This is a genomic window from Actinospineispora eucalypti, assembly GCF_039543365.1.
In the GTDB taxonomy this organism is placed as follows: domain Bacteria; phylum Actinomycetota; class Actinomycetes; order Mycobacteriales; family Pseudonocardiaceae; genus Pseudonocardia; species Pseudonocardia eucalypti.
Genome location: NZ_BAABJP010000029.1, coordinates 135,208 through 161,904, shown reverse-complemented (window position 1 = coordinate 161,904; position 26,697 = coordinate 135,208). Strand labels below are relative to the sequence as shown.

The following is a 26,697-nucleotide window of genomic DNA, read 5'->3' as shown; positions in this document are numbered from 1 at the left end:
GCCTGGCGCATGAGCGAGGGGTCGCCTCATGTGGCGGGGACTCGGAGGATGTAGCCGTTGCCTCGCAATGTTTCGATCAGAGGTGGCTCTGTCCGGTTCACCTTGCGTCGTATCCTGTACATGTAGGTTTCCACGACCTTTGGGTCACCGTCGTAGCCATAAGGCCACACGTGATCCAAAATTTGCGTCCTAGTCAACACTGTGTCGGGGTTGCGAATCAAGTAGCGTAACAGCGCGAACTCCCGCGGGGAAAGCTGGATCAACTGGCCGGCACGGCGCACCTCATGGGTATCTTCGTTCATCTCGAGGTCGGCGAAACTCAGTATGCCGTCGTTCGAGCGTTTTGACGCCGAGGAGTTGGCGCGCCGAAGCATGGTGCGAACTCGTGCGAGTAGTCCTTCCGGGCTGAACGGCTTGGTCAGATAATCGCCGCCCCCGACGGTGACGCCGAGTACGGCGCTTTGCAGCTCCTTGCCAGGAGTCAAGAAAATTGCCGGTACACTGTGGCGCTTCCCATGATGAAATTGTGTGATCTCGAACCCGTCTCGTATCACAAGATTGGGTTTCCATCGGTCGGCGACTGCGACTGCGTCGGCGCCAGAGGAGGCCGTTCGCACTTGATAGTCGACGAATCGCAGCGTGGTGCACAGCAGCTCTACGACACTGGAATCCTCACCTACGACCAGCACCCGCGCCGGCTTCGCCTCAGTTTTGGTAGCCGCAGGCACAGCCCGTGGGTCTGGCGTACTCGTTTCGTCTCGCACTAACACGAACCTGCTCATTTTAGGGTTGCCTCAAAGTCCACGTGAGCCGGGCAATGCATCCTCACCCTCGAAACGTCGCCCAGTAGGTGCCAGGTGGCAAGGTCGACGGTGGCACGGCTGCTGATCGAACCTGACAGGCGTCCACTGCCTCCTTACTTTGAGTTCGCCGGCTAGCCTCAATGCCACCAAGGATCGCGCACACAGCTTCCCATCGGGTTAGGTGGCGCTACCAAAGATCACTAGCTGGGTGCGCCGGGCCGAGGTCGCTCCCTAATGCTTTTGTCAAGCGGCGGGAACAGCCTCACGGGTGTAGTCGGGCTGGTAGGGCTGGCGGGCGCGCAGGAGGGCGTGGAGCACGTTGGATGCGGCGTCTGGCGAGTGCGAGAGGCCTTGGTGGTGTCGTTCGCCCTCGACTCGTTTGCGTGCGTAGAAGGCCTTGCTGACCGGGTCGAGCTGGATGGCGCAGAACGCGGACTGGTAGAAGACGAACTTCAACGTCTTGCTGCCGGTGCTGGCGCGCCGCAGGCAGCACACCTTGCCGGATTGCTGCAGTACGGGGGCCAGGCCCGCGGCGGAGGCCATTTGGTCACCGGTGGCGAAACGGGCCAGTCGCTGGCGGCCTGGATGCTCGGTACAGCGTTGAGGACCAGCAGCGTTGATCGGCTTGCAGCCACACAACACAACTGGCCCCTTTTCCCGCGCGGCTCTGGTAGGAAAATCCTTCCGCCCATGAGCGGAGTCGTGCTCGGTGATCGGGGGTGCCGAACGTGCGGCGGACCGAGGAAAGCTGCTCGCCGGTGGCCAGGCGCTGCTTGCGCAGCGCGGGAACCTTGCGCCCTCCGGCTACGCGCGTACCCGCCGCGTTCGGGGGCTGGAGACGACCACGCCGAGCGCCGCGCCGGCGGCGAGCGTGCTGCGCACGGTGCCTGGTCACCCAGGTCCTGTTCCGGGCGCGCTGTGCCCGCGCCGCGCCGATAGCACCGAGGCCATTGGACACGTTGGCAGCCGAGGCCACCGGAGCAAACTTTCGTACCGATGAAGTCATCATTAGTACGATCGACGCCGGACAACATTCGAAACCGCCTGGTCGAGCCCGGTGGCCAGTGGCCTACCCTCGGGGACTTGAGTCCGCCGTCCTGTGCTACGACGGCTGGCTCGACACGACCGGCTACTCGAGATGAACGGCGACCTACCGTTCGTCGAACTCGAGCAGGCCTGTTTGTCGTCACAACCTCGACCTCGCCGATGCCGGATAGTTCAAAATTACAGTCTCCGGACACGGCGGGGCGGGTCACTTCTTCGCCGACCCGCCCCGCGTATAGGACTAGACGGTTCGCTATTTCAGCGAGATAGTCACCTAACCGCCCTGATCGTGGCGCTGAAAGGCTCAGTGTACCTCGCGGTAGACCGGCCGATGAATCCCGTCACAGCTCAATTAGTTGCGCCATGGGGGCCAGGGCTCTTGCGTGCACATTTGCATCTTCATCGTTGGTGAGGGATGGGCAACGGGCCGGTCCCGCCAAGGATGTTGGGCAAACCAGTCACGCGGGTCTGTTTGAAGCTGTGCGCGACAAATCCGATGTCTGGGCTTTCCGTGTTGGAGGTAGCGGGATAGGACCTACCATCGCAATCGTCACCTTCAAACAGGTAGCCTTCGAACTCGGTGCCGTTGCGGTAGGATTGGTAGCCCTCATCCAAATGGTCCGCGCAGGTGCCGTCACCGAGGTCCCCGATAAGGGAAAGGTTGCCGTCGTAGCTCCGGCCGGTGAACAGGCAGATGTGGTCACTCGACTCGCCAATATTGTCACAGTGCAGCGCCCACGCCACGGATGGATGGGCGATCGCCATGCCTGCTGCCAGTAACACACCCGCAAGCAACGTCATAAGAATCCTGAGAACGTTTCCGTGCATCGGAGCCTCCCTTGTGTACTAACTACCACAAAGGCCAACGACGCGCCGCACCCACCGGATGCGGAGTAGGCTCAACATTTAAGACAGCAAATCCCAGAACCCAAAAGCAGTGCACGGCCTTAAGCGTCCTTGTTGCAAGCTGCCGTGGGGACCTTCCGCCGCCGGCGCTGCGTATCCGGGCTCGGCGGCCGCTGGATCGCTATGCAGATGATCAACAGAAGAGAGATGTGGCCATCACATTTCGGGGAGGAGTCTTGCCACTCTATTACACGCGACTTCCGCCCCGCTTCGCTTTCACTTCGCGCGGGTAGTTCGCGTGGGTCGGCGTTCTGTTGAAATCCAGCTCCCCCTATAGTGTCGGTCCGTAGATGCCTGACAAGCTGTTTCCGCAGTATGTCGGGCGCAACTGACAGCTAAAGAGGGGATATCTATGAAGAGAGTGATCAGGCGAAAAGATGGCTGGGCGGCCGGTTACGTGGCGGCGGTGGTAGTCGTGACAGCGGGATTGGCTCTGTCCAGTGGTACAGCCTACGCGGACAATCCGAGACCGGCGCTAAGAGTCGACTCGCTTAATGCGGATCCATGGATCGCGCCCGGCGGGACGGGCAAAGTTGCTTACCGCATCACCAACACCAGCGGCGCCGCTACTCAGGGCGTCCTGCTCAACATCTCGTTGCCTAAGGCCGTCAGCATTCCGCAGGATCCCCGCTGCCGAAACGTTGGCGCCAACGCGGAGGGCGGCGCGCTCATCAGTTGTAAGGTGACGGACCAAGCAGGAAAGATAGCAACAGGGGGAACCGTGGCCTCAGGCAATACGTTCACAGTAGCCAACAACGCACCGGCACACACCAAACTGGGTCGGATTGGCCTCTTGGTTGTCCCGTTGGACGGGAACGGAAATCCCACCGAGGACTACAACGACACGGTTGGTGCTAACGTTCGTTGGGCACAAGTCGGGACCCGCTGACCTACCCAGGTAGGCCCTGTCCAGGTAGGCGCGATCGGAGAACATAAGTATTGTCCGATCGCGCCTACCTGCCGTGCGGTGTCAGCGCTGATGAGAATCTTCAGCTCTGAGGGGGTTGGAGTGGATCCGGCGGATACGTCCCCATTGCAGCGTCGATGTGGGATCCGCCTCGTCACCCTATCGGGTATGAGTTCGATCGATTCTCACGCCTGACCATCCCTTGACCAGTAACGAAATCTAAACGTAACTGGGCGCCAGCGAGCAGCTTACCTTTTGCTTTAGATGCACTTCAAGTTGGGTCGCGCGAGCAGGCGAGTGGCTCGTAGAGTGTGAAGCACTTACTCGTGACCGTTGAAGCGACGAGGACGGCGGTGAAAAATGGAGTTCGCTGATAAAATAGATGTGCCAATGGAATTGGCTGACCAATACTGGACACGCTGTGGGGACCTGTTGGCGCCGATACCTGGCGAATCATGGCGGTGTGTATTACCAGAGAACCATAGTGCCGAAGGTCACATGGCAGAGGACGGGACCTCCTGGTGACCGAGTTTCCAAGGTTGACTGTTGGCGTCGAGCACACCGTGGTCTTTCATGTCGGTGAACAGCACATGGTACGCCGATTGCTGCCCGACGTCGAGGAGTTCGCTCGTAAGCCAGAAGTGATGGCCTCGGGTTGGTTGGTTGGCGTATGCGAATGGCCTGCGATGGAGGCTCTGCGCGCCTACATGGCTGATATCGAATGCTCGCTGGGTACGAAGGTCGCGATATCGCATGTGGCGCCGATCCTGGCCGGCGCCACCTTGTCAGTGACTGCACGCTGCAAATACGTGAAAGGACGATACTCTGAATGGGCCGTCCAGGCGTGCGACTCTCACGAGTTGGTGGCGGTTGGTACGGTCGGTTTTGTGGTAGTCGAGTTGGACGGCTTCGTACGTGACAAGTTAGTGCCTAAGCTTTCCGAGCTGAATGAAAGATCTCACCGTGGACTAGTGGTGTCGGCTGGGAAAATCAACCGATAGCCCTCGCCGCGCACGGTCTCGATCACCGGTCGCCCGAGTTTGCTGCGCAATGTGGCGATGTGCACGTATAAGGTGTCGCGGTTAATAGGACTGGAGTTGCCCCAAACTTGAGTGTAAAGTGTCTCCTTGGCGCACACGCCGCCGCATTCTGTCGCGAGCAGCTCAAGGATCTGGAACTCCTTTCTGCTCAACTTGATTGCGTTGCCCGCTACAGTGACGGATCTGTTGTGCAGGTTTACGACGACATCGTCGATCCGCAATGCTCCAGATGGTTCGAGCTGGCGAGTGCGTAGTCGGTGAATTGACTCAATTCGCGCGACTAATGTTCCCGCTCGATAGGGTCGACACACGTAATCGTCGACACCGGTCCGCAACCCCAGAATGCGCTCTCCAGTCTCTACGTCGACGGCAAGTGCGACGATCGGGACGTCGCTGCGAGCTCGGATTGCTCGGCAAATGGTAAAATCGTGTCTGTTGTCCGGTAAACTGGAAGAAGGGCCAAGTATAATCGCATCTATTTTCTCTAGTAGCAGGTACGCATGATCCCGATTTTCGGTTTGCAGTACTTGTACTCGAAAACGCGCCAGCTCGTTGGTCAGAGTCCTGATCTCGCGCTCGAGATAGCCGATCAGTAGCACTCGCATCCGTCAATCACCCTTTCCGGGGATGCGGTCACCGCACTGCGCGTTTAATGTCTTGAGCTACCGCTTGTGACGGAAGTCTCGTGTCGACCTGCGCTCAAGTGTTGCCCGGCGCAAATGAAAGCTGCAGAACCGAGGGCTAGCGCAGGAGACGGTTTTAAGATGCCACGTTAAGGTTAACCTATACGGGCACAAAAAGTTGCGCTGCCGACTTCTGTGCTGCTTCGTTTCTTCTTCCCGAGATCGATTGCTCAGTTTCTGCCGAGGGAGCGTTTGTCGGGTTGCGAGCCCAGCTGATCGTGTAAGTCTCCGGGCGTTGCTGGCGTGGCTGAGCACATGAAAGACGCCGTCGCCTCATTCCCTATGGGACCGGCCGAGGATCTCGTAGGGAGGTGTGCCACGCGATGGCTCTGGATCAGTTTGCCCTGCTCGGAAGTGTGAGGTATTGAAGGTCGCCGATGCTGGTGATCGTGTCGGCCTGGCCGTCGAAACGATCTATCAGGCGTTTGATTGAGGTCGGACTCACCGAGATGGTCGGCGCCGCGCTGCGTTAACGCACGGACACACGGGCCGCACAGCGCAACGGCCACCGGGCGCCGGGCACAGATGCAGACCACCACGGCCGGGGATTTGGAACGGCAGATCCCGAAGATGCGCACCGGGGTCGTTCTTCCCGTCGCTGTTGGAGCGGCGCGGTCTGGTGGACCAGGTGCTATTCGCGGTGGCGATGGAGGAGTTCCTGCATGGTGTGTCCATCCGCTAGGTTGGCGATTTGGTCAAAGCCCTCGGGGCGGACAGCGCCATCTCCAAATGTCAACGGATCCGTTGACACCAAATCGAGGTCACCCGGATCTATGCCGATCTTGATCAAGAAAGTCGGGCCGTTCGCGACCGGTCGCGGGTCGAGCAGCGCTCCGTATACGTGTTCTTGGACACGACCTATTGCACGGCGCGGATCAACGCGGTGTGGTCTTGCCGGAGGCGGTAATTGCCATCAGTGTGCGCGCCGACCGGCTGGCAAGAGGTGTTCGGGTCTGCCATGGGCAACGGCGACGGCAGTGCGTTCTGGGCCGCCTTCCCGCGCAGCCTCAAAGGCGTGCGGGCTCAGCGCCGTGCGGCTCGACATCTTTGTGCCGTCGGGCAGCACAGCTAGGCGCTCTGATCCAGAACCACACCGAGCGCTGTGCGCGCCTCAACACCGTCCCGCCCTTTAAGCAGCAGTGGCCGCGCGTCCCACCGAGCCACGAGTTCGGCGAGCCGGTGGCGGCTCGTCACCACGACCGACCCCGAGGCGGGCAGTAGCGGGTGCACCTGCGCGGCGTCCCGAGCGTTGTCCAAGAGCACGAGGACACGCCTGCCCGCCAACAACGACCGGTACAACGCGGCTCGTGCATCGATGGAATCCGGGACCTCGGTGGGCGGCACGCCTAACCGACGCAACAAGCGTCCCAGCGCCTCAGCGGAACTCATCGACTGGTTATCTGGTCCGAACCCACGCAGGTCCAGATACAACTGTCCGTCGCGGAAGCGCTCACGCATCCGATGCCCCCATTGCACCGCGAGGGCAGTCTTCCCTGTGCCTCCGTCACCACTGATCACCACGATGCCACTGTCACTGAGCAAGGACAAATCCAGCGCCGCCAACTCGTCGGCTCGTCCCGTGAACCCCGACATGATGCGCGGCAGGTCCGCTGGCACGACCTGGACCTGTTGCGTCGGCGACACACCGGACGCCTCCACCGCCTCCGCCTCAGCGCCCTGGTCGGTAAGGACACGCAACTGCGTCTCGCGCCAGCACAGTCCCGCCTCAGTGCCCAGTTCCGGCACCAGTCCAGCGCGCGCATTGCCATACCCCACGAGCGCTTCGGAGCGACCTTCCCCGCGGTTGAGGGCCCGCATCAGCTGAGCAGCCAGCCGCTCCCGGTGTGGCTGCGCGGCGACCACGTCGCGCAACTCGTCCACGACCAGGGCATGGTGCCCCGCCGCAAGTTCCGCTTCATAGAGCTCCTCGAGAGCATCTAGGCGCCGATCTACCAGAACTGGGCGTAGCCGGGCCGCCAACGTCCCACTAACCCCACTGAGCGGAATCCCAGCCCACAACCGCAACCCGTCGCGCAGCAGTCGGACGGCGGCCGGCGCATCCCCAGCCCGCAACTCGTCCCGGGCGCGGCCGACCGTGTCAACAAACACCTGAAAATCCAGCATGCCCGGTGTAACGCTGATCCGGTAGCCTTGGCCGTGGCGGCCGATCACGTCGCGGCCTAGCACAGAACGCAGCTCGGAAACGTACACCTGGAGCCGACCCCTTGCGCTGCGCGGTAGACGGTCTCCCCAAACCATGTTGATCAGCCGCTCATCGGACACCACTTTGTTGGCGTCCAACAGCAACACCGCGAGCACCGAGCGCTGCTTGGGTGAGCCGAGTTCCAGCGGGCCATGAGCGGCATGCACCTCCACCTCTCCCAGCACTCGGTAGCGCAGCTCCTCCCGGGACGATCGCAAGATGCTCAACTCCCTAAACATCGAGTCTCTTGTGGATTCGACGCCGGTCGACGCTGATCTGACGCCGCGGATCCCGAGAGCCGACGGGCCACGATGCCCCACACCGCGATACCGGTGTTTGAACCGAGCCCTAAATAGGATCCTCAATATTGCCTGACGCTACTCCCACGCTTGGGCGATCGCCAAGTACGGGACACAGAGGTGCGGCCTTCGACGGGGTCGAACCTGGGTAAACGTCCGTCCTCCTGAGCGGTGACTGAGAGCCGGGCAGGCACTTCGGTGACTAGGTGCTCGTCGCGTGCTCGGCTGAACTGCTCTGTGGCCGCCCCAGCGGCGGCTCGATCCGTCGCAGCATGGGGCACGCTCACCTGGCGGCCCTCGGATGAATGTCGCGCGGATTGCCGACGCTTGGCGGGTTCTCGTTACAAGCTGGCGGAATATCGCAAGCCGGCACGAGGCTGCAACATCCACACTGTGCCCGTGACGGCTTCACCTTCTCAGCTGGACCGGGCGCGGGTAGCTATCCAGCGGGAGCTCGATGATCTGGTCGATTCCGGGTTCGAGCTCGGCGCTCAGGTAGCCGCGTACATCGGGGACGAACTCGTGATCCACGCATGGGCTGGCGTGGCTGACCCGGCGACTGGTCGACTGGTCGACGAGAAGACGTTGTTCCCAGTTTTCTCGGTCAGCAAGGGGATCGTCGCCACCGCCGTGCACCGGTTGGTGGATCGGGGCGTGCTGCAGTACAGCACGCGGCTGGCGCAGTTGTGGCCGGAGTTCGGAACGCACGGCAAACAGAAGATCACGATCGAGCACGTGCTCGAGCACAGCGCGGGCGTGCCCTACTTCCCGCCCGGTCTGACCGCCGATGACCTGGCCGACGAGGCGCGGATCCTGTCGTTGATAGCTGACTGCGAGTTGGCGTGGGAGCCGGGCACCAAAACCGGCTATCACAGTCTGACCTTCGGATATCTCATCGCTGAAACCATCCGCCGGGCCACGGGCCGCTCCCTGGACGAGGTTGTGCGCACCGAGCTGGCCGAGCCGCTGGGCATCGAGGACGAAATGTTCATCGTGCCGCCGGCCGAGCAGCGGGACCGCTTGGCCGACGTTGACACAACCGGTTTCGTGGCACTCCAGAAGCGATTGCCCGGCGGGAATGCCTTCCAGAAGGTTGTCGGTGGGCTTCCCGCCGATTCCATCGTGCCGAGACGGTTCATTCCAGCCGGACGGGGCTGGGCGATGGACGCGGCGCTGCCGTTCAACGCGACGATGAGCGCACGCGCCGGCGCCACGCTGTACGCCGCATTGGCTAACGGCGGCCAGCTGAACGGCCGGACGCTGCTGCCCCCTCGGCGGGTCGCGTTTGCCACCCAGATTCGGCGCCGGGACATCGATCAGATCATCGGGGCGCCGGCGCTGAAGTCTTTGGGTTATCTGCACGCCGACCCGGTTTCTGGCGGGGTCGAGACGGCGTTCGGTTTCGGAGGCCTCGGCGGCGCGGAAGCCTATGCCGACCCGCGGCGGCGACTCGGGTTCGCCTTCACCCACAATCGCTTGACCCCGCCCAACGTCGAGGAAAGCGCCCCGAGGTTGGCGGATCTGGTCAGGAAGAACCTCGACCCCACCCACTAGCAGTGCCGTCACCTCGTGGCCACGCCAAGATCGGCGATCACCCGGTTCAGCGTGGCCCTCTCACCCGCCGGCTCGTCGTCGGCGAGTCGGCGGGTGCGGTGGGCCGGCAGGTAGGCGATCACGCCGGATTCCTCGTCTGAACTCGTCTTCAGGGCTTCGTTGAGTGCGGCCCGGGAGGCGCACGTCGCCGACTTCAGCACGTCTTGGGTGAGGCACGTGACATGGAGCGGACCGGCACGGTCTGGTGGCAGGCGTGACGCGCACCGTGTTGCCGACCGCGCTGGATACCAAGATGACCGGGCGCCTTGCCGGCCCCTTCGGCGATCCACGAGGCTGAATGGTTGGGTTTATTGGCTGGTCAGGAAGGTAGTCGCGGCTTGTTGCCGAGGGGGCCGTTGGCGGGGTCCTGGGTGATGTGCCCGGAGCCTGGGACGATCACCAGGTGGCCGGTCGGGGCAAGGGCGGCCTCGTGTTGTGTCCACTCGAGCGGGTGTCCAGGTCCTGGTCCCCGGCCAGCAAGAGCACCGGTATCCGGGGAGTGGGGTGTGGCGGGCGAAGGCCGCCACCGGAGTGGGCGGCCACAGTTGGCAGGTGAGTAGGGTGCCGTTGCTGGCTGCGGTGTCTCGGTCGAACGGGTAGAAGGTGCGGTCGGGTAGCGCGGTCACGGTGACGCCGGTGGCGGCGGTGCGCCCGGCCGTCGGGCTGCGGCGTCTCCCCACAGTGCGTGCATGTCCTGGCATTGGGTGCCTGCGTGCAGGCCTTGGCCGAGTTCCTTGGCGGTGGCTGCCGAATCGTGGTGGACCGAGGCGAGGACCGTGTCGAGCGCGGTGTAGTCCCCGGCCGCAGCGGTGTGCAGGGCAGGAAGCAGCGGACCCAGCTCCGGTTTGCCGGCGGTGAGCGCGGCGAGCGCGGCGAGCAGTACGGGGCCGTCATGTCGGTTGTGCACCACTCGCGACAGGTCCTGCACGGGTTCGCTTGCGCAGTGGTTGTCCGCGCAGGCCTTGGTAAGCACGGCGGCGGCGCGTGGGTAGGCGCCTAGCTCCAGTGGGTCTAGACCGTCGTGGGGGACGGCGGAGTCCAGGATCAGTCGGTTGACTCGGTCGGGGTGGGCGATGGCGTAGCGTGCGGCGAGCACGGTGCAGTAGGAAGCGCTGTCCAGCGTCAGTTTCTTCGCGCCGAGCGCCTGGCGCAGCCGCTCCAGGTCGCCCACCGTGTCGGCGGTGGCGTAGAACCGTCGGTTGTCGCCGATCGATCGGGCGCATTCGGTGACTGCGGATGACGGGGGTACCGCGAGGTCCGAGTCACCCACTGCCTGTTGCAACGCCGGGCAGCGCAGCGCGCCGGGGCCGGTACCGCGTCCGGAGAACATCACCAGCTGGTACTGGGCCAGTACCGCTGGGTCGAATTGCCTGGCGATTTTCGGCAGTCAATCTGACCCCGGGCTCGCCGGAACCAACCACTAGCCACATCAGCACGCCTTTCGGCGCCGTGGAGTTGCCGGCGACCGCGACCGGTAGCTCCAGCCGCCCCGGCTGGCGTTGCCCGCCCAACAACCCGTGATCCAGCGGCACGGAAAAAGTTGCGCACTGGAACGCCAGGTCGTCAGGCCTGGTGAACACATCGGTGGGCGCGCCCTCGTCGGAGAGAGAGGCGGCGGCTTCGGCGCGGGTGCACAGGTGACTGCCGCTGAATGCTTTGCCCAATGGTGGAGGAGAGGGGGCGCAAGCGGCCAAGAGCGCGACGCTCATGCCGACCAACGCATATCCGATGCGCAACGAAATCCTCGCAGTGAGTTGCCAGGGGAGTCCGGGTCGGAACAGTCCGGGGATCGTCACAGCGAAGTAGCCGCTCATGCAAGCAGATTGCTCAAATCTTCAGGATTGTGACAGACTCCGGCTGGCAGCCTTCGGACATATCAAATTCCTCTTCCTGTGGAAGTGTGAGCTAAGTGATACGGAAGCAGAGGGCGTAACGACTTGGATGTCGACCTCTATCGGACAGGTCCCGATAGGGCCGGACCCACGCCGAGAAGTTATCACCCGCAGCCCAACACCCGCCATCGCAACTGATTCTCTGCGCCCCGTACGGTGGACTCGGTCCCGTGGGACACAGACTCCCGCCCAACACCTGCTGCCGCATTTCTCGGCCGGCGGAAGACCGAGTGAAGTGACAGAGAAGAGCTTCGTGAGATAAATATTGAGTGGATGTACGGATAGATTCAATGCGAGCTCAGCGGGAGCTGAACCGGGCGCCTCAGACTGCCAGGTCCAGTGCACGCGATCCAGCCCCAGCAAGTCGGGAAGGATCTATAAGCGACACGCGGAGCGGCTCAGCGGTGCCCCAGGACGCGTCAGCGGCACGGGTTCTGATCGTGACGGATGAGATGAGGGTCCGGCAGTTCGCGCCAGCGTGCCTGCATTTCGCGGGTTACCTAACCGAGTTGGCGCGGAATTCAAGAGAGGCGCTGACCAGCGCGGAACGGTTGCGGCCTGATCTGTTGATCATCGATGCGTCCTGCCTTGACAAGAATGGTGCCGCGCTTGCCCGTGAGTTGCGACGACGATATGCCGCTGACGCCCCGATCCTGTTTCTTGCCGACGCTCACGAGGCCTCCAGCGCGACCATGGGGCTGACCGTTGGCGGAGACCGGTATTTGGCCAAACCCTTCTGCCTCGATGATCTCCTCACTCAGGTTCGGGCATTGTTGCGCCGAACGGCAAACCCGGGGCAGCGTCCCGACACCGTGCTGTGGTTCGCCGATATCGAGGTCGATGATGAATCGCTGGAGGTTCGGCGGAATGGCTGTGCCCTGGATCTGGCCCCTCGGGAACGCCGGATCTTGCGCTACCTCCTGGCCAATGCCGGCCGGACAGTGAGCCGCACGGAGATCGTCGAGCACGTGTGGCCTTATGATCACGGAGGCCACCGCCGGGTCCTCGACGTCCATATATGCAATCTCCGCCGCAAGATCGAAAAGGATGGCCCGCCGCTCATCCAAACCGTGCACGGCGTTGGGTACCGTCTACAAGATCCCACACACCAACCGGGATGAACGATGACGTGATCTCCGTCAGCGGAGCACAATCTGGCGAGACAGATGTCCGCTCAGACAGCGACCGGCGTCGCATCACTACCGAACAACAGCGTCGACAGATCCTGGCCCGTCGTCGGCGCTACGACCGGGAAATTGAGCAACTCGAGGAACGCACGATTGTTGAACTTCATTTCAACGCCCTCGGCATGTGTGCCAGCGCTCATGAATATCCCCAGATCACGTGTGAAGCGCCACTCAGCCAGACCCGCATCCCTCCACCGTCGGGCCGCTCACGCTATGGGGATGCGGCAAGTGGTCGTACGTTCGGCCGCGACGGAGATTCCGCTACGAGTTACTGAACTAGTCGCTTCCGTCGTGCCAGAATGCGTCGGTGTCAACGTCGTCCACAAGCCGGTCGTCCGGCCCATCCGCGAGGCGAGGGGAGTTGCTCGAGGCCTCCTACCGCTACGTGCTTGCGCATGGGCTGGGAGAGCTGTCGTTGCGGCCGCTGGCTAAGAAGATCGGGTCGAGTCCCCGAGTGCTGCTGTACCTATTCGGTAGCAAGGACGGGCTGGTGCGTGCGCTGCTGGCGCGGGCACGGGCGCGGGAGCTCGAGCTGCTGGCCGACCTGCGGGCCGGGAGTCCGGACTCAGGGGGAGACCGGTTGGCTCAGTTAGCGGGTCGCTTGTGGGAATGGCTGTCCGCGCCCGAGCACCGGTCACTGCTGGAGCTGTGGCTGGAGGGCTACGGTCGTTCGCTGGTCGAACCGGACGGAGCGTGGGCGGGATTCGCGCGAGCGACCGTGGTCGACTGGTTGGATGTGCTCGCCGAAGCGCAGCCCGTCGAGGTCCGCGACACCGATGAGGGCCGGGCGCAACGCACGCAGGTGCTGGCGCTGCTGCGGGGCGCATTGATCGACCTGCTGGCTACCGGCGAACTTGACCGCACCGGCGCCGCGATGCGGCGCCATCTCGAGGCCACGTTCTGAACGTGGGTACGGCCGGCTGCAGTCACACCGTGTTGGATTACCACGCGGCCTGAGAGCGTCCGCCGTGTTCTCACTAGAAGGTGACCGTCATCCCGCCGTCGACCGCGAGGGTCTGCCCGGTGATGAAGGAGGCGGCCTCGCTGGCGAGGAACACCACGGCGCCGCCGATCTCTGCGGGCCGGCCCCACCGTCCGAGGGCGGTGCGGCTGCCCAGCCAGGTGGTCCACCCTGGATCGGCCACCAGGGAGGCGTTCACGTCGGTGGCGAACGTGCCCGGCGCGATGGAGTTGACGGTGATGCCACGCGGGCCGAGGTCGGCGGCAAGTGCTCTGGTCATACCGTCGAGCCCGGCCTTGGCCACGGCGTAAGCAGCGTCGCCTGCACGTCCGAGTTGGCCGATCACCGACGAGACATTGATGATTCGGCCCGGGGCGGACCGATCTGACAGCCGCGCCGCGACGGCCTGGCTCAGCGCGTATGCGGACACGAGATGGACGTCGAGCATGCGGGTCAGGTCTGTGGGGGTGAGCTCCTCGAGGCTGCGGCGGTCGCGGTGGCCCACGTTGTTCACCAAAATGTCGACCACGTCGAGGTTGGTGATCGCGTGTGCGGCCGTCGCGTGGTCGGTGACGTCGAAGGCCGCAGCGGCCACGTCGAGACCTTCAGTCCGCAACTCCGCGGTCGCGACGGCGAGGGTGCTCGGATCGCGCCCGTTCAGCACCACCCTCGCACCGGCCCGGGCAAGGCTGCGCGCCATCTCCAGGCCAAGGCCGCGCACTGACCCGGTCACAAGGGCGGTTCGGCCGGAAAGAGAGAACATTTGCTCCCCAACTCCTCACTGACACAGTCGTTTCAGCAAGGTTACCGTCCAAGTTATGTTTCCCTGACCAGAGTGTGCCTTTTCAGGCAGGCGACACCGCCTACTGCAGGAGCGAGATCTCCCAGCGGGTCCGCCGAGTCGGTCAGGCCGAAGCGGTGCTGTGTGTGGTGATCAGTGGCCACAGACCGTTGCTTCGGAGCGCGGCGGCCCATCGGCTCGCTGAGCTGCCGGGGCGCCCGTCACATTAAGTAAACGGCTCGCCGGCGCAGGTGCGCCGAAGTGCTTGTGTCGCGCGTGTAGCGCCAAACCGATGATGAATCCGCGCGATGGCCCAGGGACGTCCCAGAACGTTGAAACAGGCCGCTGACCCGCGGTTCCCGCTGTATCCGGCCTACAGGCAGTCCCACGGGCGGCGTCGAGCCGCTTGCGGCACACGGCGAGTTCTAGAGGCCCCGGGTGTCAAGTCGTGGTTGCCGAACGCGGTCGAGTTCATCGACGAGGTGCCCAAGACCAGCGTCGACGAGTTCTCCAAGAAGACCCTCCGGGACAAGTTCGCCGGCTACAAGCTGCCCAGCAGCTAGAGGCAGAACAGTCCCTCTACCAGGGAAAATGCTGCCGATTGGCTCCAGTGCCCTCCGTGGACGTCCGGGGCCGATCGGCGTCTTCTGTGGCGATCCACGGAACAGCCACGGAACAAAGCTGGCCGGATGCCCTGGCCGACGAGATCGCCGGCCGTGGCCGACCTCTTCAGACCAGCCCGAACCCGCTGAATAAGAGTCGGCTAGATCAACTGTCGGACGGTGTCGATCTTCCCCAATGTGTGTCGTTCGGCTGGTCTGGCTGATGCGGCTGAACGCCGCTCGGGAGAGGCCGCTGTCACTGGCGACGTTGGTGCGCATCCGCGCCGCGTTGCACGCCGCATCCAGTACGTGATGGATCTGGCCGAGCAGCTGGGCAGCTGGAGCGACCCGGAGTGTGCGCACATCGGCTCGCCCTTGCAGGTGGTCGCGGATGCCTACGCGAAGTTCGGCTCACTCGCGCTGGAGATGGCTAAGGAGCGCAAGGCCCGGCCCACGGACGAGCTGATGAGCTGGGTGGCGGCCGCGAGTACGAGGGGCAGAAGCTCACCGTCGAGGAGGTCGGGGTGTTCTTCGCGCTGCTGGCCGGCGCGGCGAACGACACCACGCGGCACTCGATGGCCCACGTGCTGGCGCTGTTCTGTGACCGTTCCGCAAGGTGCCGCCGTCTCGGTTCCGGACACCGGCCGCGAGCGGCGGCTCTGCACGGCCAACAAGGAGGCCAACACCGCGCACGCCCGGCTGTGCGGCCGCGGAGAGCGAGCGAATGCGCGGCTGAGGAGCTGGATGATTCTCCGCAAGATCCTCCTTGTCGGCGCTGGGGGCTTCGGCGTAGACCGCTGGGTCAGGCGGGGGTGAGGCGGACGGGGAGGCTCTTCAGGCCGCCGACGAAGTTGGTCTGGGTGTACTTCGGGGTGCCGGCCAGCTCGATCGTGCGAACTCTCGGCAGCAGCTCCTCGAACAGGATGCGCAGCTCGAGGCGGGCGATCATCATGCCTTGGCACTGATGGGGGCCGAAGCCGAAGCCGGCGTGCTTGCCGCGGGGGACGGTGATGTCGAAGTCGTGTGAGTTGGGCCCGAATTTGGACTCGTCGCGGTTGGCCGAGGGGAAGTTGAGCATGAACCGGTCGCCGGCGCGGAACTGCCGCCCGGACACCTCGACGTCGCGGGAGGCACACCGCATGAAGTGCTTGACCGGGGAGACGTAGCGGATGCACTCCTCGACGGTCTGTTCGACCAGCTCTGGGTCGTTCCGCACCAGCGCGAGCTGGGCGGGGTGTTCGATGAAGGCGAGCATGGCGCCGTTGAGGGTGGCCGAGGTGGTGTCGTGGCCGGCGGTGGAGATGGCGATGTACTGGCCGTTGCAGTAGCTCTCGCCGATCAGTTCGCCGTCGATGCGGCTGTTGGCCACGATGGACAGCAGGTCTTCCGTCGGCCGGGCTCGCCTGTCCACGGTGTGCTGGTGGAAGTACTCGTTGAAGCTGGCGATCGCGGCGGCCCAGGCGCGCCCGGCGGCGTCCGGGGTCATCTGGATTTCTTCGCGCTGTTCTTCGGGGTCGTTGGTGCCGAAGAACTCCTGGGTGAGCTTCATGATGGTCGGCTCGTCCTCCGGCGGCAGGCCGAACAGCGTCATGATCACCCGCAGCGGGTAGAGCAGCCCGAAGTCGCGGGCGAAGTCGACCTCCTCACCGAGGGAGAACAGCCGGTCCACCTCGCGGCGGGCCAGCGCGCGCACCTGCTCTTCGAACCGCTTCACGTTGCTGGGCCGGAACCACGGGTTGATCAGGCGACGGATGGTGGTGTGCTCGGGCGGATCCATGAACGGGGTGACGTCGATGCTGCGGATGGAGCCGCCGGTCAGGGAGCGGATGAACGCGTCGGAGGCCTGGTCGTTGAGGATCGGGTTGGCCGGCAGGTTGGCGAAGATCTCGGGCTGGCGCTCGATATTGAGCAGGTCGTCGAACCGGGTGACCAGCACGATCGGGTCGAACCCGGGCAGCTCGGCGACGCCGAGCGGGTTGTTCTCGCGCAGCCACTTGAACGCCGGGTAGGTGATGTTGCGTTCGTCCTTGTAGGACTCCGGCAACACCGCGGCGCGCGCGATGTCCTCCGGGATACTGAACTCGGTGCCCGAGGTCGTAGAAGCAGTCATGCGGACTCCTGGTGGGTGTACGTACGATACCGGGATCGTCGAATCGGTTCTGGCTGAGCAGGTTCTGCCGGGCAGGGCCGAGGGCGCTGACGACGACGGCGCTGGCCGCCGGCGGACACTCATTTCGGCATCCGCGACGGGTGGCGGGTCATCGCGGCGTACACCTCGTCGACCAGGCCCTGCGGGTCGGAGAGCCAGTCCACCCCGTGCACGAGCCCGAGGACACCGTCGCTGAGCACCGCGACGAGCCGCTCGGGTAGGTGGGAGAGCACTTCGCGCTCGACCGCTGTCACGATTGGCCGCGCCCGTGCCAGGCAGCGTGTGCCGGCTTCCGTGATCGCGAAAGTGATGGGGCTCCACGGGTCGAGAAAGTGCCTCTCCAACAGGCCACGGTCGTGGAGACGCCGGGTCAGCCCGGCAGCGGCCTGCGGACTGGTGTGCAGAATGCGGGCCAGGCTGGCGCGGTGCAGACCCGAGTCTGCGGCGATGTGCTCGAGGGCGTCGAACTGGCGTGCGGTGATTCCCTCGGCGCTCAGCGCCTGGTCGATCCGAACCTGCAGGAGATGCCCCAACGCCGCGACTCGTTGGGTGAAGTACTCGGGAGCGTGGGCGCTGCTCGAATACGTGCGTAACAGCCGCGTGCTCACGGGCAGAGGCGCTCGACGTAGTCGGCCGGCCAGCCCAGCTCGACGTGCGCGACGGCCGGAACGCCGTCCAACGTGGCCGACATGGCGATCTCGTTGAGCACCAGGTGCTGGATCGGCATGCCCCAGCCCGCGGCGTACGTGCACTCCAGGTTCATCGTTCGCCCCGCCGAGTCCTCGAAGCGGCCCGAAACGGCACGGTGCACCAGGCGATCGTCCAGCTCCGCTTCGGCCCGCGCGTGGACGATGGGGCAGAGCCGCCCGTCGCTGTTGATGTACCCATTGATCAGCTGCTGGCCCTTGACCTCCATGATCATGGCGTGCAGCGAGCGTCCGTCCTCGGCGGTCGCGTTGATCCATTTCCAGTGCTGGAGCATGTTCCAGTTCCGGGCGCCCCAGGAGTGGTCCCGGTGACCGCCGCTGGCCTTGACGTCGATGGCTCGCCCGTGCAGCGACACCTGCCCGGAGACCAGACAGGACTGCTCGAACCGGTTGTCGGCCACCCAGTCGGGACATCCGTCGGCGTTGTCGTGCCAGCTGAACGGCTCGTGGATGCCCTCGAACCGCAGCGACAGGTCCAGCTCCTCGCCGGTGAAGCCGAGCTCGGCCACCCGCAGGGGCTCGGGTTGGCGCACATGTAGCCCACCGACCGTGCAGTCGTCGAGGTCATCGCCGCTGAACGCAGCGTCCTCTTCGAACGACAGAAACTCCGGTCTCGTCATGTCCGGTCCGCCGACGAACAGGAAACGACCCCAACGCCGCCCGGCCTCGCGCCAGGCGTAGACGAACACCAGGAGCTGCTCGGAAGGTAGCGGCGCGGTCCACAGCAGACTTTCCCGGGCGTGCGGCCCGGAGTTAGAGACGTCGTGCAACAGGTCGTCGCGGGCGGAGAACTGGTGGCGCGGCTGGGTGGAGGTCATGGGTGGCCTTTCGCCGAGGGAGGTGGGTACGTGCCGCCGGCGACGCCGAGAACGCCGTCCAGGACGAGGTTCGCGATGCGCGGCCCGGCCGGCGTCATGCGGACGAGGGTGACGTGGTCGAAGTTGCCCTCGTCACCGGTCCGCACCCATGCGCCGCCGCAGGGACCGAGGCGGATGTGGTTGCGGCCGTGGAGCACCTGTCGCCGGTAGTTGTGGATGTGCCCGGCGAACATGGTGTAGGGGCGCTCGCCGAGCGTCTTCCGGAGTCGCTCCAGGGCGGGATGCCCGTCGCCCTGCCAGGCCGGGATGTGCATGCAGACGAACGTCCAGCGGGCATCGGTATGGTCGGCGAGCACCCGCTCGAAGTAGTCGATCTGTTCGTCGGAGATGTCGGCGGGCATGGTCGAGTCCCAGTCCGCCAGGGCCTCGAACTCCCGACGTACCGCCTCGGGATCGGACTCGACCATCGCGTGCAGCTCGGCCAGCCGCTCCGGCGTCAGGTCGCCGGCCACGTCCTCCAACGCCTGCGGTGGATCAGAGGTGTCCAGGACCAGGAACAGCGTGTCGGCATATCGGAAGTGGTAGTGCAGCAGCCCGTGCCGGCGGACCCACTCGTCCCGCATCAGCTCGTTGCTGACGTCGTGGTTGCCGACGACGCGGAACAGGGGACGTTCGAGCGCATCGAGGATGTCGTCGAGCTCCTGCCACTGCGAGGCCAGAACCTCCCGGTCGGTCGTGTAGCCCTCGATCGCGTCGCCGATCTGGATGACGAAGTCCGGGTACAGCTGGTTCAGTACCTCGACGGCGCGTTCGAACACGCCCGGCCGGGCCAGGCCGGTGCGGTCCGACAGCAGGGCGAAGGTGAAGTCGTTCGTCGACGGGGCGAGCGTGTCCGCCCCGATCCACGGTCGGGCCGTGCCGACCGAGGGGAGCCACAGGCGTTCGGTCATGACGGTCTCCTTGTGCACGGATGACGGGCGCCGCGTGCGATGCGGTGCCCGTCACCCGCTGGGGCGGGGTCAGAAGACGGAGACCTTGAACTGCTGGTCGCGTTCCGCCTGCGCGGCCGCCGCCTGCGCCTCCAGCTCGGCGATCTCCTTCGCCACCACGTCCGGGTCGTCGGACTCGTGCACCTGGATCACCCCGGTGTCTCCGTTGAGGGTGATGAGCGCACCGTCCGGAATCAGCCGCCTGGCTCCTGGCAGCTGCGCGCCGGGGAGGCCGAACTCGCGGGCGATGATCGCGCCGTGGCTGATCAGGCCGCCGCTCTCCAGCACGATGCCGTGGATGCGGCTGAACACCGGCATCCAGCCCGGGTCGGTGGCGTGCACGATCAGGATGTCGCCCTTCTTGACGCGTCCGATCTGCCGGAGCTCGTGCACGACCCGGGCGGTCCCGGTGATCCGGCCCGCGCTCGTGCCCTTGCCCTGGAAGACCCCCTCACCTTCGAGCTCCGGCTCGTCGATCGGAGCCGGCCGCCCAGAGACGATGAACGGTGCCGGGTCGCGCTCGCCGGTGTTGATCTCATCGAAGTTCTTCCGGCGGGCGTCGATCTTGGCGCGGATGAGGCGCTTGTTCTCCCGGCCGGCGAGGACGTCGTAGAGCTCCTCCATGGTCAGGAAGTAGCACTCCTTAACCTCGCGCAGCCGCCCGCGCTCGACGCAGCGCCGGCCGACCTCCTCGAAGCAGAGCTTGATGTCGTAGGTGGACCAGTCCATGACCTCGCGCTCGTCGTCGCGGTGCTCCAGGGAGTAGTGCGCGAAGTCGATCAGTGTGTCGAAGAGCTGGGCCTTCCAGGCGCCACCCTCCTGCGCGGCGAGGTTGTCGTGGACCTCCTTGATGGTCGCCTCGAGGCGGGCGCGGGTCTCCAGTTCCTTCGGCCGGGGGTCCGGCTCGTCGAGCATGCCGATCCACGGAGCCAGGTCGACCATCACGTTGTCCGCGCGGCGGTCGAAGTAGATGTCCCGGTCCGGGTGGCCTCGGTGACCCCGCTTGGCCACGTAGGCGTCGTACATCTCACGGAACTTCGGCCCGTCGATGCACTGGTCGAGGAAGGTGAAGAACCGCTCGTCTGGGTAGATCTCCAGCAGCGACCGCAGCTCGGGCGAGCGGCCGATGAAGTTGGCCATCTCCCACGCGGCGTGTGCTTCCTCGCCGACGATGTTCGGCCGCCGGGTGCCGGTCACCAGGTCGACGAAGATCCCGAGGCCCTTTTCGCCGGTGTACCAGTTCGCGCAGATCCAACCCAGCCAGCCCAGCGCCTCGCCCATGTACCAGAGCAGGCCGTTCCACGGCGGGTCGTAGGAGGAGATCTCCTCGCGGATGGCGTCGGCGAGGTGCTGCTTGAGCTCCTCGTCGCTGAACGCCAGCCGCTCGGCCTCGGTGCGCGGCCGGGTCGCCTCGCGGTAGCGCTCGCTGTGGATGAAGTCGCGCTGCAGGTAGCGCCACCAGTTGAAGCCCATGTCCGGGCGTTCCATCTCGACCTTGTGGAACATGTTGAGGTAGCGGCCCCAGTCGAAGGGGGCGTTGAGCACCTCCTCGTGCCACATGGTCGGGATCTTGTGCAGCATCCCGGGGCGCAGCTGCGGCGGGATCGACTGCTTGATCCGGTGCCGGTCGGCCTCGACGTTGTAGTACGAGGCGCCCTTGTGGTACTTCCACAACCGCCGCGTGGTGTGGTCCTGCTCGGGGTAGCCGAACGCGTGCACACCGACGCTGTGGCACTGGTTGAGGCCCCAGCAACGCCAGGAGAACATCAGCGGGCTGATCGCGCCGGTCCACATCTCCTCGGGGAAGACCCGCGACCAGATGTTGTCGTACGGCACAGCCTCCGGGTCGTCGTTGCCCTGTACCGAGTACGTGACGTCCGCGTCCCAGGAGAACTCCACACCGGTGACCGGGCGGGCCTGCAGCACGTAGAACTCGCCGTCGGCGTAGCCCCACTCGATGTCCTGCGGGAAGCCCTCGTAGAGGTCCTGGACACCGGCGCCGATCTGGGCCAGCTCGACGGCCTGCTCGTCGGTGAGGGTGAACTCCTCGCGGCGCGGCGGGTCGACGTCGCGCTGGATGGTGCCGTGACCGGTATCCGGGTTGCGGACGATCTCCACTTCCTTGCTGCCCAGGGTCTTGTCGAGCAGCACGAAGCCCTTGTGCCGCACGATGTACTCGTCGGGGGTGGTGATGCCCTGGACGACCGCTTCGCCCAGTCCCCAGCTCGCGTTGAGCATGATCTCGTCGGTTGCGGCGTTCAGCGGGTTGCCGGTGAACATCACGCCGGACACCTGCGAGGAAACCATCGTCTGCACGACGACCGCGATCGACGGGAACTCGGTGAAGCCGCCGCTCTTGCGGTAGGCCACCGCGCGGCCGGTCCACAGGCTGGCCCAGTCCCGCTTCACCGCGTCGAGGACGTTGTCGGCGCCCTTGATGTCCAGGTAAGTGTCGTGGAGACCGGCGAACGAGGCCCCTTCCAGGTCCTCGGCGGTACCCGAGGACCGCACGGCCACGTAGACGTCGCCCAGCTGGGCGTACGCCGAGCTGATCTCGTTGGCGACGTGGGCGGGCATGTCGGCGTCGACGATCCAGTCGCGGATGCGCTCGACGGCGCGCTCCAGAGCTTCGGCGTCGTCGTAGCTGAGCTCGGCGAGTGCCTGGGAGATCTGGTCGCGCATCGTCTCGATGTGCGCGAGGTAGGCGCCGGTGTCGACCACGAAGCCGGGCGGGACCGGGAAGCCCGCGTTGGCCAGGCGACCGAGGTTCGCGCCCTTGCCGCCGACCAGTGAGTGATCGGTCCCGGCCGGGTCGGCGAACCAAATAGTGTGCGTCGAGCTGACGGTATCTGCCATGGAAGAAGTCCTCGCTGTACGGCCCTGTATCAGTCGATCCAGTCTCAGCGAGGTGTGACCTGCGACGCGGGAGTATTGACTACTCCCTTTCGCCGTGCCTCATCCGCGAAACCCCGATGTCAGGCCCGAGTAGAGCCACCGCGAACGCGGCGAAGTCCGTACACCACGGCGCCGTTGATGGGGCCGAATATCGCCTGGCCGGCCATGCTCATCACCGCGAAGTGCACGACGACAGTGTTGACGTTCTGACTGAGCCACGCAGGCACGAGGAGAACCGGGATGATCAGCCACCAGATCACCCCGTAGAGGACACCGGCGGTGACCAGGTCGTGCAGGTGGGTCGCGGAACCGAGGTAGCTGGCGAACATGGCGCCGAGGCCGGCGGCAACCAGGAGGTGCACCAGGCCGCCGGCGAGTGCACTGTGGCTGCCGACCAGGAGGGCAAGTGTCGGCAACATCTCCAGCCTGGCGAGCAGGACTCCGGATGCCGTACCCGCGACGAGCCCGGAGACCAGCCCGTTCGTCAGGTCGGCACGGCGGGCAAGGCGGTCCGCACAGGGGGTCGAAGGCGACATCCTGCTCCCTTCGCGGGTCGCGGCGAGCCTCGCGTCGAACTCGTCGGTGCTTGTGCGTGAGATCGACAGCGGCCGTGACGCTGTTACGCGGCGGCTCGCGTCTGCCAGATCGTCGCGGTGCTCCTGTTCACCTACGCGGTCGGCCGGGCTGTGGTTGGTGCTGGGTGGATCAGGGTAGCGATTACTCCTGACCACCGAGATGCCGCGTGATCGACTGTTCGATGGCCGTGGTGGCTCGGTGGGAGGTGCCGTAGTGGGGTACGACGTGGTCGGGATCGTCCTGACGGACAAGACCTCCACCACACCGCCGAGCGACGCGTCCGCCGGAGCCGATGAGCACGAGAACGTGGGGGAGAAGTGGGCCCGCAGGCCAACCGAGTTCTCCACCGTTCCGGCCGATCGGGAATCGCTCCGTCGGGCCTACTCGTGCCTGCCCAGCGGTGTGGTGGCGCTGGGTGCCGTCATCGACGGATCGCCGCTCGGCATGGTCGCGGGCTCGCCCGGCGCGGTTTCGGAAACGCCACCGTTCGCGTCGATCGTCGTGTCGACGAGGTCCAAGACCTGGACCCGGTTACGCGAACTCCCGCGACTGGGAATGAGTTTGCTGTCCTCTGGGCAGATCGATGTTCTGCAGCGGCTCGCGGGTAAGCAAGACCGGTTCTCAGGGGTGCAGTGGGCCGGCGGGCCCGGTGGATCGGTGTTCGTACACGACGCGGCGCTGTGGCTGGAGTGTTCGGTTCACGAGGAGGTGCCGGCCGGCGAGCACCTCGTTGTCCTGCTGAACGTGCACGCCTCGCGCGCCGATACCAATGCCGCGCCGATGCTGTACCGATGCTCCGGTTACCCTCGGCGCAGCGCGAGCTGAGTGTCCGGAACCTCGTGGCATGACAGTCAACGTGGACAGCGTCGTGCGGCCCGAAGTTGGTGGTCAGCAGCCCGGCGAGGGCAGTAGGGCGGCACGCCGGCAGCGATGGGACGTACTGATGGCAGGGCGGTACCGCGAGCAACGCAGTGCCTCACGCTCTGAGTGGCGGCTGGTCGGCCGCAAGGAGGAGCTACGGGCACTCCGGGCCTCAGTCGTGGAGGACGGCAACAGCGTCGTCCTGGCCGGCAGGACCGGTGTCGGCAAGAGCCGTCTCGGTCAGGAGGCGCTCGAAGTGTTCCGCGCGGCCGGGTTCCCGATCGCCCGCGTGACCGCCACGCGGGCCAGTGGCGGAATCCCTCTCGGGGCCTTCGCCCCAGTACTGCAGGTGCGCGACCCGGAGCCCGGCGCGGTCGACAACCGCGCAAACCTGCTGCGCCGCTGTGCTGACGCCCTGGTCGCTCGCGCCGGACAGAGACCGTTGGTGCTCGGCGTAGACGACGCACATCTGCTGGACGAGATGTCGGCGACCCTGGTCTTCCAACTGGCCGAGACGCGCTCGGTGATCATCCTGGCGACCGTTCGAAGCGGTGAGCCAGCTCCGGATCCCATCCTGGCCCTGTGGAAGAGCGGCATCGCCGAGCGCATCGAACTCGACGGGCTAGGTCAGCCTGAAGTGACCGAGGCCGTCACGGCCGCGTTGGGCGGGCAGGTCGACGAGGCGGCAATAACCGAGCTCATGACGCGGTCTCGCGGCAACATGCTGTTCCTTCGCGAGCTGGTGGCCGGCGCCCTCGCGGATGGCGTGCTTCGAGACGACGGCGGGATTTGGCGGCTGGTCGGGGAGCTACACCCGACCGACCGTCTGGTAGAGCTCGTCGAGGCCAGGCTGGAGGGGCTGACTCCGGAGGAACGGTCTCTCATGGAGATCGTCGCATTCGGTGAGCCGCTCGGGCCGGCCGAACTGGTGCGGATGAGCGATGAGGCGGTCGCGGAGAGCCTTGAGCGTAAAGCGCTGCTGCGGACCTCCATCGAGCGCTCCCGTCTGCTGATCCGTCTGGGCCATCCGCTCTACGGCGAAGTACTCCGCGAACGGATACCGGGACTGCGAGCCCGGGCCATCGCCCGGTCACTCGCCGAATCCATCGAGGCGACCGGTGCACGACGGAGAGAAGATCTTCTCCGTATCGCCACCTGGCGCCTGATCGGCGGCGGTGCCGAGCCCGACCTGATGTACCGCGCCGCGGTCGAGGCGCGCTGGCGCTACGACTTCGGGCTGGCCGAACAGCTGATCCGAGCGGCTCTGGAGGAGGGCGCGGGTTTCGAGGCAGCGTTGCTCGCGGCACAGCTGGCCAGCTTGCGCGGTCGCACCGTGGAAGCCGACGTCGAACTCGGCGAGCTCGCACGATCGGCAACGAACTCCGAGGAACTGGGCCACATCGCTCTGACCAGGCTGGACAACCGGGTCATCTACTCCGGCAAGATCGACGAGGGTCTACGCATCGCCAAGGAGTCGGAGGAGAACCTGCCCCCATCCGAGATGCGTGATGAGATCGCGGCGCGTCGGGTCGCCTTGCTGTTGGCCAAGGAAGGCCCCCGCAGTGCCGTCACCGCTGTCGAGCCGCTTCTCGGCCGGGCCACGGGACGGGCACTGGCTTGGGCCTGCATGCCAGGTGCGTTCAGCCTGGCCCGCATGGGCCGGATCGAGGAGGCACTCGACGCGGCGCGACGCGGGTACGAGGCGCAGGTCGAGCTCACCGTCCCCACCGACTGGTACCCGTGGATGCACGCGTTCTACCAGGCGGAGGCACTCAACCATGCCGGCCGTTTCCTTGAGGCCGAACAGCTTTCCACCGCCCGCTACCAAGAAGGCGTGGAGAACCGCTCCCTTGAGCAGCAGGCGATGTTCAGTTGGCAGCTGGCCAAGCCGGTCGCCGAGCGCGGGCACATCGGCGACGCGGTCCGCAACGCGCAGAAGGCGATCTCGATCTACCGGCAGCTCGGCAGACCGCAGTTCATCGACTTTTGCCTGATCTACCTGTCCCAGGCGTTGGCGTTGGCCGGTCAGGAGGCCGAGGCACGGGAGGCGCTCGACGACCTGGATCGGCTCGGTATGGGTCCGTCCTACTTCATGGGCGTCGATTTCCTGCTGAGTCAGGGCTGGGCGGAGGCCGCCGGCGGCAACCTCCGTCAGGCCCGGGAGAAGTTCGGTGAGGCCGCCGACAAGGGCGAACGAATCGGCGACCACGTCGGTGCCCTAGCTGCCCTGCATGCCTGGGCACGTGTCGGCTACGCCAAAGAGACGACTCGCAGGATCACCGAGCTTGGCAGCGCTGTCGAAGGCGACCTGGCAGCCACCCGGGTCGCGCACGTCCGGGCGTTGGCCGACGCGGACCCGGAGGGCCTCGAAGCGGTGTCAGGTGCTTTCGAGGAAATGGGTGCCCTGCTGCTTGCCGCCGAGGCGGCGGCGGACAGCTCGGTCCACTGGGCGCGCGCTGGAAACAGCCGCGCAAAGGTGTCCGCGGAGCGCCGCGCGTCATGGCTGTCGTCCCGGTGCCGCGGTGCGAACACGCCGGCGCTACGGGCTGTCGAGACACGGGCGCGGCTAACGCCGGCGGAGTGGGAGGCAGCGCAACTCGCCGCGGCGGGTTGGTCGAACAAAGATATCGCCACTGAGTTGGTCGTCTCTGTACGTACCGTCGAGAACCGGCTGCAGCACGTGTACGGAAAGCTCGGGGTCAAGAGCCGCCGTGAACTGGCGGATGCGCTCGCCACGGTGGACAACCGAACGCCTAGTTGAGGTGCCGGCCGGCGCGCCGCCCTGCCATGCGCAGCCGGCC

23 protein-coding genes are annotated in these 26,697 nt (G+C 65.4%); 9 read left to right on the top strand and 14 right to left on the bottom strand.

From position 1 onward, the window contains the following. Nucleotides 1-26: 26 nt before the first annotated feature. The 3 genes from ABEB12_RS24875 to ABEB12_RS24865 all read right to left on the bottom strand — a co-directional run bounded on the left by ABEB12_RS24875 (nt 27) and on the right by ABEB12_RS24865 (nt 2,675). Nucleotides 27-689, bottom strand: coding sequence for a response regulator transcription factor (locus ABEB12_RS24875; protein WP_221497689.1), 663 nt, complete (start codon nt 687-689; stop codon nt 27-29). Between the two features lie 357 nt (nt 690-1,046). Beyond that, on the bottom strand, nt 1,047-1,445 hold the full coding sequence (locus ABEB12_RS24870; protein ID WP_345703118.1) for a transposase: 399 nt from the start codon (nt 1,443-1,445) through the stop codon (nt 1,047-1,049). Nucleotides 1,446-2,246: 801 nt separating this feature from the next. After that, nucleotides 2,247-2,675 carry a hypothetical protein gene (locus ABEB12_RS24865; protein WP_185060788.1) on the bottom strand — a complete coding sequence of 143 codons (429 nt, stop codon included), beginning with the start codon at nt 2,673-2,675 and terminating at the stop codon, nt 2,247-2,249. Nucleotides 2,676-3,105: 430 nt separating this feature from the next. Between ABEB12_RS24865 and ABEB12_RS24860 the strand changes: the two genes are divergently transcribed. Both ABEB12_RS24860 and ABEB12_RS24855 read left to right on the top strand, forming a co-directional pair. Continuing rightward, on the top strand, nt 3,106-3,642 hold the full coding sequence (locus ABEB12_RS24860; RefSeq protein WP_185060789.1) for a hypothetical protein: 537 nt from the start codon (nt 3,106-3,108) through the stop codon (nt 3,640-3,642). A 539-nt stretch (nt 3,643-4,181) separates the two neighbouring features. Beyond that, nucleotides 4,182-4,661, top strand: a complete 480-nt coding sequence (locus tag ABEB12_RS24855) for a thioesterase, FlK family (protein ID WP_185060790.1) — start codon at nt 4,182-4,184, stop codon at nt 4,659-4,661. Here the strand turns inward: ABEB12_RS24855 and ABEB12_RS24850 are convergent. Next, complete coding sequence (locus tag ABEB12_RS24850) at nt 4,619-5,305, bottom strand: winged helix-turn-helix domain-containing protein (protein WP_185060791.1); 687 nt, start codon at nt 5,303-5,305, stop codon at nt 4,619-4,621. The two genes, ABEB12_RS24855 and ABEB12_RS24850, sit on opposite strands and share 43 nt — an antisense overlap. Nucleotides 5,306-6,451: 1,146 nt before the next feature. Beyond that, a complete protein-coding gene (locus tag ABEB12_RS24845) occupies nt 6,452-7,825 on the bottom strand; it encodes a BTAD domain-containing putative transcriptional regulator (protein ID WP_185060792.1) in 1,374 nt (457 codons plus the stop codon). A gap of 459 nt (nt 7,826-8,284) precedes the next feature. Here ABEB12_RS24845 and ABEB12_RS24840 point away from each other — a divergent pair, with 459 nt between their 5' ends. Beyond that, on the top strand, nt 8,285-9,439 hold the full coding sequence (locus tag ABEB12_RS24840; protein WP_185060793.1) for a serine hydrolase: 1,155 nt from the start codon (nt 8,285-8,287) through the stop codon (nt 9,437-9,439). Nucleotides 9,440-9,447: 8 nt separating this feature from the next. Here the strand turns inward: ABEB12_RS24840 and ABEB12_RS24835 are convergent, their stop codons facing one another. Together ABEB12_RS24835 and ABEB12_RS24830 are read right to left on the bottom strand one after the other, a co-directional pair. Continuing rightward, complete coding sequence (locus ABEB12_RS24835) at nt 9,448-9,768, bottom strand: GTP cyclohydrolase II (RefSeq protein ID WP_345703117.1); 321 nt, start codon at nt 9,766-9,768, stop codon at nt 9,448-9,450. A gap of 332 nt (nt 9,769-10,100) precedes the next feature. Further along, on the bottom strand, nt 10,101-10,808 hold the full coding sequence (locus tag ABEB12_RS24830; protein WP_185060795.1) for an alpha/beta fold hydrolase: 708 nt from the start codon (nt 10,806-10,808) through the stop codon (nt 10,101-10,103). Nucleotides 10,809-11,660: 852 nt separating this feature from the next. Here ABEB12_RS24830 and ABEB12_RS42230 point away from each other — a divergent pair. From ABEB12_RS42230 to ABEB12_RS24815, 3 genes are all read left to right on the top strand, one after another. Beyond that, on the top strand, nt 11,661-12,491 hold the full coding sequence (locus tag ABEB12_RS42230) for a response regulator transcription factor (protein WP_425572270.1): 831 nt from the start codon (nt 11,661-11,663) through the stop codon (nt 12,489-12,491). After that, the gene (locus tag ABEB12_RS24820; RefSeq protein WP_185060797.1) at nt 12,488-12,832 is read left to right on the top strand and encodes a hypothetical protein; all 345 of its coding nucleotides are present in this window, start codon (nt 12,488-12,490) and stop codon (nt 12,830-12,832) included. The genes ABEB12_RS42230 and ABEB12_RS24820 overlap by 4 nt, the downstream gene beginning before the upstream one ends. Nucleotides 12,833-12,918: 86 nt before the next feature. Then, a complete protein-coding gene (locus ABEB12_RS24815; protein WP_221497690.1) occupies nt 12,919-13,461 on the top strand; it encodes a TetR family transcriptional regulator in 543 nt (180 codons plus the stop codon). A gap of 73 nt (nt 13,462-13,534) precedes the next feature. Here ABEB12_RS24815 and ABEB12_RS24810 read toward each other — a convergent pair whose 3' ends face one another. Next, nucleotides 13,535-14,281: an SDR family oxidoreductase gene (locus ABEB12_RS24810; protein ID WP_185060799.1), complete on the bottom strand. Its 747-nt coding sequence runs from the start codon at nt 14,279-14,281 to the stop codon at nt 13,535-13,537. Between the two features lie 800 nt (nt 14,282-15,081). On the opposite strand from ABEB12_RS24810, the gene ABEB12_RS42225 reads away from it, so the two are divergent. Then, nucleotides 15,082-15,717 (top strand): cytochrome P450 family protein, encoded by a 636-nt coding sequence (locus tag ABEB12_RS42225; protein WP_185060800.1) that lies wholly within the window; start codon nt 15,082-15,084, stop codon nt 15,715-15,717. Here ABEB12_RS42225 and ABEB12_RS24800 read toward each other — a convergent pair. From ABEB12_RS24800 to ABEB12_RS24775, 6 genes are all read right to left on the bottom strand, one after another. Continuing rightward, complete coding sequence (locus ABEB12_RS24800; protein ID WP_185060801.1) at nt 15,704-17,011, bottom strand: cytochrome P450; 1,308 nt, start codon at nt 17,009-17,011, stop codon at nt 15,704-15,706. The genes ABEB12_RS42225 and ABEB12_RS24800 overlap by 14 nt on opposite strands. A 119-nt stretch (nt 17,012-17,130) precedes the next feature. After that, the gene (locus tag ABEB12_RS24795) at nt 17,131-17,658 is read right to left on the bottom strand and encodes a MarR family transcriptional regulator (protein WP_185060802.1); all 528 of its coding nucleotides are present in this window, start codon (nt 17,656-17,658) and stop codon (nt 17,131-17,133) included. Next, entirely contained in the window at nt 17,655-18,575 is a 921-nt protein-coding gene (locus ABEB12_RS24790; protein WP_185060803.1) for a DUF7064 domain-containing protein, read from the bottom strand. Before ABEB12_RS24790 ends, ABEB12_RS24795 begins: the two co-directional genes overlap by 4 nt. Then, nucleotides 18,572-19,525: a metallophosphoesterase gene (locus ABEB12_RS24785; RefSeq protein WP_185060804.1), complete on the bottom strand. Its 954-nt coding sequence runs from the start codon at nt 19,523-19,525 to the stop codon at nt 18,572-18,574. The genes ABEB12_RS24790 and ABEB12_RS24785 overlap by 4 nt, the downstream gene beginning before the upstream one ends. Nucleotides 19,526-19,594: 69 nt before the next feature. Continuing rightward, entirely contained in the window at nt 19,595-22,420 is a 2,826-nt protein-coding gene (locus ABEB12_RS24780; protein WP_185060805.1) for a PEP/pyruvate-binding domain-containing protein, read from the bottom strand. A gap of 119 nt (nt 22,421-22,539) precedes the next feature. Further along, nucleotides 22,540-22,995 carry a hypothetical protein gene (locus tag ABEB12_RS24775; protein ID WP_185060806.1) on the bottom strand — a complete coding sequence of 152 codons (456 nt, stop codon included), beginning with the start codon at nt 22,993-22,995 and terminating at the stop codon, nt 22,540-22,542. A 253-nt stretch (nt 22,996-23,248) separates the two neighbouring features. Between ABEB12_RS24775 and ABEB12_RS24770 the strand changes: the two genes are divergently transcribed. Together ABEB12_RS24770 and ABEB12_RS24765 are read left to right on the top strand one after the other, a co-directional pair. Continuing rightward, on the top strand, nt 23,249-23,860 hold the full coding sequence (locus tag ABEB12_RS24770; protein ID WP_185060807.1) for a flavin reductase: 612 nt from the start codon (nt 23,249-23,251) through the stop codon (nt 23,858-23,860). 19 nt (nt 23,861-23,879) lie between these two features. Beyond that, nucleotides 23,880-26,657 carry a LuxR C-terminal-related transcriptional regulator gene (locus ABEB12_RS24765; protein WP_185060808.1) on the top strand — a complete coding sequence of 926 codons (2,778 nt, stop codon included), beginning with the start codon at nt 23,880-23,882 and terminating at the stop codon, nt 26,655-26,657. Nucleotides 26,658-26,697 lie beyond the last annotated feature (40 nt).